Annotated in this window: 5 protein-coding genes; 4 read left to right on the top strand and 1 reads right to left on the bottom strand. The window is 72.3% G+C overall.

The window, feature by feature from the left end; translation table 11 throughout:
* On the bottom strand, positions 1–1,952 hold a 1,952-nt coding region (locus C667_RS20325), incomplete at its 3' end, for a sigma-54-dependent Fis family transcriptional regulator (protein WP_004380160.1).
* Between the two features lie 202 nt (positions 1,953–2,154).
* Here C667_RS20325 and C667_RS20320 point away from each other — a divergent pair.
* The 4 genes from C667_RS20320 to C667_RS20305 all read left to right on the top strand — a co-directional run.
* The gene (locus C667_RS20320; protein ID WP_004380157.1) at positions 2,155–2,955 is read left to right on the top strand and encodes an ATP-binding protein; all 801 of its coding nucleotides are present in this window, start codon (positions 2,155–2,157) and stop codon (positions 2,953–2,955) included.
* Between the two features lie 2 nt (positions 2,956–2,957).
* Positions 2,958–3,608 (top strand): response regulator, encoded by a 651-nt coding sequence (locus C667_RS20315; RefSeq protein ID WP_039922475.1) that lies wholly within the window; start codon positions 2,958–2,960, stop codon positions 3,606–3,608.
* 129 nt (positions 3,609–3,737) lie between these two features.
* Positions 3,738–4,418 (top strand): transglutaminase-like domain-containing protein, encoded by a 681-nt coding sequence (locus C667_RS20310; protein WP_004380153.1) that lies wholly within the window; start codon positions 3,738–3,740, stop codon positions 4,416–4,418.
* A 128-nt stretch (positions 4,419–4,546) separates the two neighbouring features.
* A partial coding sequence (locus tag C667_RS20305; RefSeq protein WP_004380151.1) for a hypothetical protein occupies positions 4,547–4,751 on the top strand: 205 nt, incomplete at its 3' end.

Below are 4,751 nucleotides of genomic sequence, written 5' to 3'. Positions count from 1 at the left end.
CTCGCCAGCGCATCGGCCACCACCGGCGCCGCGGCGCTCGCCGCCGTCGCGACCGGGGCGGCCGGCACGACCGGCGGCGCCTTGGCCCCGTCGACCGGATCGGCGAGGAAGAGGTCCTCGGGCAGATGCTCCGGGCGGATCTCGCGCTCGCCCTCGTCGAGCAGCGCGACCGCGACCCGGATCACGTTCTGCAGCTGGCGCACGTTGCCCGGCCAGCCGTGGCGCTCGACGAAGCGCATCACCTCGTCGCCGATCCACACGCCCTGCAGCCCGGCCTCGCGACACTCGCGGGCGAGGATGCGCTCGACGATGCAGCGGATGTCGCTGCGCTCGCGCAGCGCGGGCAAGGTCACGGTGAGGCTGTTGACGCGGTAGTAGAGGTCCTCGCGGAACTCGCCGCGTGCCACCGCATCGCGCAGCACGCGGTGCGTCGCGCACACCAGCGAGATGTCGACCGGGATGGACTTCACCGAGCCGACCGGCGTCACGCAGCGCTCCTGCAGCACGCGCAGCAGCCGCGCCTGCATGCCCAGCGGCATGTCGCCGATCTCGTCGAGGAAGAGCGTGCCACCGTGCGCCTGCTGGATCTTGCCGATCGCGCCCTCCTTGCGCGCGCCGGTGAAGGCGCCGCCGACGTAGCCGAAGAGCTCGGACTCGATCAGCGTCTCGGGCACCGCGGCGCAGTTGAGCGCGACGAAGGGCTTGTCGGCACGCGGCCCGCTGTTGTGGAAGGCCTGCGCGAAGAGCTCCTTGCCCACGCCCGACTCGCCCTGGATCAGCAGCGGGATGTCCTTGCCGAGGATGCGCCGCGCACGATCGACCGCGCGCCCGATGCCCACGTCGCCGGTGGCCAGATCAGCGAGCGTGATCGGCCCCTCTGACGCCTTTACCGGCGCCGCCTTCACCACCGCAGCCGGGGGCGCGCAGCCGACCGCCGCAGGCATCGGCTCCGCCGCGAGACTGCGCCCGCCCTCCCCGGCCTGGGCCGCGCCGAAGGCGGTGAAGCGCGGGCGCAGCGAGCGCAGCTGGACATGGATCTCGGTACCGTCGCGCAGGCCGAGCCGGATCAGCGCGTCGCTCGAGCTCATCGCGCGATCGACCACCTTCCCCAACCCCTGGCGGAAGAGCTCGGCGAACGAGGCTCCGCCGCCGCACTCGACGCGGCGCCCGATCCACTCGCGCGCGATCGAGTTGGCGCCCGCCAGGTGGCCTTCCGGCGTCACCGCCACCAGGCCCTCCTGCAGGCTGCCGACGTACTCCGGACGTTCATGGAAGGCGACCAGGATGTGGTTGGCGAACTCGGCCTCGAAGAGCCGCTTCTCGATCAGCTGCACCGACAGCCGCACCAGGCCGAGCGAATGGCGCTGGTGCATGCGCTGCTCGCAGGACACGTCGAGCACGCCGGCGAGCGCCCCGCGCGGGTCGCGGATCGGCGCCGCGGTACAGGACAGGAAGCCGTTGCGGTCGAGGTAGTGCTCGCCCCCCAGAACCACCGTGGGCGCGGCGGTCGCGATCGCGGTCCCGATGGCGTTGGTCCCTCGCGCAGCCTCGCTCCAGCACGCGCCCGGCTGCAGCGCCACCCGGCTCGCGCGGTCGACGAACTCGGCGTCGCCCAGGCTGTGCAGGATCATGCCCTGCGGGTCGGACAGGATCACCAGGCTGCCCGAGGCACGGATCTGCTCGAACACGTGCTCCATGACGCCGCTGGCGTAGTCGAGCACGCCGCGGTTGCGCTCGCGCGCCTCGGCCAGCTGCAGGCGGCCGGCGTTATCGACGTCGCTGCGCCCGTCGGGCTCCATCCCGCGCTCGCGGCAACGCAGCCACGACTCGATGATGAGCGGGGACAGGCCCGCCTCGGGGGCGCGCCCCTCGGCGAAGAACTGGCTGCGCGCCAGGCGGATCGCGTCCTCGCGGACGGCTGGCGCCGTCACGGTCTGTTGCATGACTTCCATATCTCCTCCGGGCAGCCTTGCCGGACGATGTGCCGGCGGTCACCTCTTGTCGCTCTTCGACTTCGATTCAAAATGTAGCACCTGATGCGGATCGATACAAACCCGCTGCTCCGCCGGCCGAGGAGCAAGCAGGAATCCTGCCAGCCCGGTGGCGATACGGCGGCTGCGCCCCCTGCCCGCAAGGATTCCGCTCGCCGGGCGCATGTGGCACAGGGATTGCAGTAGGACCTGCATCCGGGGTGAACCGGACCTGATCTACAACCGCCTCGCCGACAGCCTCGACGAGTCGCGCGCCACCAACGCCCGCCTCGAGGCGGACCAGAGCCTCGCGCGCACGATCCAGGCCCGCCTGGAGCAGGAGCGCCGCGCGATCGCGCGCGAGCTGCACGACGAGCTCGGCCAGAGCATCACCGCGGTGCGCTCGATCGCCGGCGCCATCCTGCAGCGCAGCGCCGAGCAGCCCGGCATCCACGGCAGCGCGCAGGCCATCCTCGCCATGACCGGCCACATGCAGGACGGCGTGCACGCGATCCTGCAGCGCCTGCGCCGCGACGCGCCGGCCGCGCACGAGCGCGTCGAGGACACCCTGCAGGCCTACTGCGCGCTGTGGGCCAGCCATCACGAGGGCATCGAGCTGCGCTGCGCGATCGAGCCCCTCGGCGAGACGCAGGGCGCGCCGCTCGACGACGGCGTCGGCCTCGCCCTGCTGCGCGTGCTGCAGGAGAGCCTGACCAACGTCGCCCGCCACGCCCGCGCGCGCACGGTCGAGGTCCGCATCGGCCTGCGCCGCGAGGGCGTCGATCGCGACGGGCAGGCGGAGATCGAGGTCGAGGTGCGCGACGACGGCCGCGGCCTGGGCGCGCAGCCCACCCCCGGTCGCCACGGCCTGGCCGGCATGCGCGAGCGCCTCGCCGAACTCCACGGCCGACTCGAACTGCTCAGCCCGCCCGACGGCGGCCTGTGCGTGCGCGCCCGCCTCCCCCAACCCGTCCCGGTCACGTGATCATGAAACCGCCTTCCCTCCACGCCCTGCGCATCCTGCTCGCCGACGACCACGCGGTGGTGCGCATGGGCTTTCGCCTGCTGCTCGAGGGCGCCGGTGCCGAGGTCGTCGGCGAGGCCGACTGCGGCGAGGCGGCCGTGCAGGCCTTCGGTCCGCTGCAACCCGACCTGCTGCTGATGGACGTGTCGATGCCGGGCATCGGCGGCCTCGGCGCGCTCGAGCGTGTGCTCGCCCACCACCCCGGCGCGCGCGTGCTGATGCTGTCGGCGCACGATGACGCGCAGATCCCCGCGCGCGCGCTGCGCGCCGGCGCGGGCGGCTACCTGTCCAAGCGCGCCCATCCGGACGAACTGCTGCATGCGGTGGCCACGGTCGCGCGCGGCCAGCGCTACATCGACCCGGCGATCGCGCCCGCCCTCGCGCTCGCGCAGTTTGCCGGCGGCGGCGACCCCATCGCCGCGCTCACCGAGAAGGAGTTCGCCGTCTTCCTGCAGCTCGCGCGCGGACGCAGCGTGGCCGAGATCGCCGAGAGCCACAGCCTGAGCCCGAGCACGGTGGGCACCCACCTCTACCACATCAAGCAGAAGCTCGAGGTCTCCAACGCCGCCGAGATCGCGCTCGTCGCGGTGCGCTGCGGGCTCATCGAAGTCTAGCGCCGAGGGCGTCGGCGCCCGCGGAGCAGAGGCCGGGCCAGCTCGTGCCGCGGAAATTATATTGACGCGAACGTCAACTTCCCCTTATACATTCCGGCGACCACAAGGGCACACCGAGGAGAGGCGGGAATGAGCAAGGACAAGGATCCGCAGGACTTTCTGGCACCGAGCCATTACTTCGACTACGAGCACCCGCGCGTGCGCGCCTTCATCGAGGAGAGCGTGGGCGACGCGGTCGACCCCGTCGAGCGCGCGGTGAAGCTGTACTACGCGGTGCGCGACGGCATCCGCTACGACCCCTACCGCTTCTATATGCGCAAGGAGTACTTCACCGCCAGCCGCACCCTGATCGAGGGCGCCGCCTACTGCGTGCCCAAGGCCAACCTGCTCACCGCGGTCGCGCGCGGCGCCGGCATCCCGGCGCGCGTGGGCTTCGCCGACGTGCGCAACCACCTCAGCACCGAGCGCCTGCGCCAGCTGGTCGGCGGCGACGTGTACCGCTGGCACGGCTACGTCGCCATGTACCTCGAGGGGCGCTGGGTGAAGGCGACGCCGGCCTTCAACCTGCAGATGTGCGAGCGCTTCGACGTCCACCCGCTCGAGTTCGACGGCCGCGCCGACTCGCTGATGCACCCCTACAACGCGCGCGACGAGCGCCACATGGAGTACGTGAAGGAGCGCGGGACCTTCGACGACTTCCCCTTCGAGGCGCTCGTCGCCGACATGTGGGCGCACCACCCGGGCCTGGTCGAGGCGGCCGAGGCCGACCTGAAGGGCGACTTCGAGCACGAGGCCATGGTCGACCGCTGAGCGGGCGCAGCGCAGGAGCGGTGCTTGCCCGCTCCCACCGCGCCTTCGATCGCGGGGTTGCGGGTGACGCGTTCGCCACCGCTTTGATATAAAGCAGGCATGAAACACGCATCCCGTGCGGGCGAACGATGAGCGCGCCCGCAGCCCCACCGCGCACCGCGCCCGCCCCTGCGGGCCCCAAGCCTGCGGACTCCGAGCCTGCGGGCCCCGGCCGCACCGACCCCGCCGACTTCGACCTTGCGGACCCCGCCGACCTCGTCCTCGCCGGCCCCATCCTGCGCCGGGTCGAGGCGCGCCGGGTCGTGCTCTGGCTCGCCAGCACCCGCCCGCTGC

Source organism: Thauera phenylacetica B4P (genome assembly GCF_000310225.1).
Taxonomy (GTDB): domain Bacteria; phylum Pseudomonadota; class Gammaproteobacteria; order Burkholderiales; family Rhodocyclaceae; genus Thauera; species Thauera phenylacetica.
The sequence above is the reverse complement of the archived record's forward strand: the minus strand, read 5'-3'. Positions and strand labels throughout refer to the sequence as shown.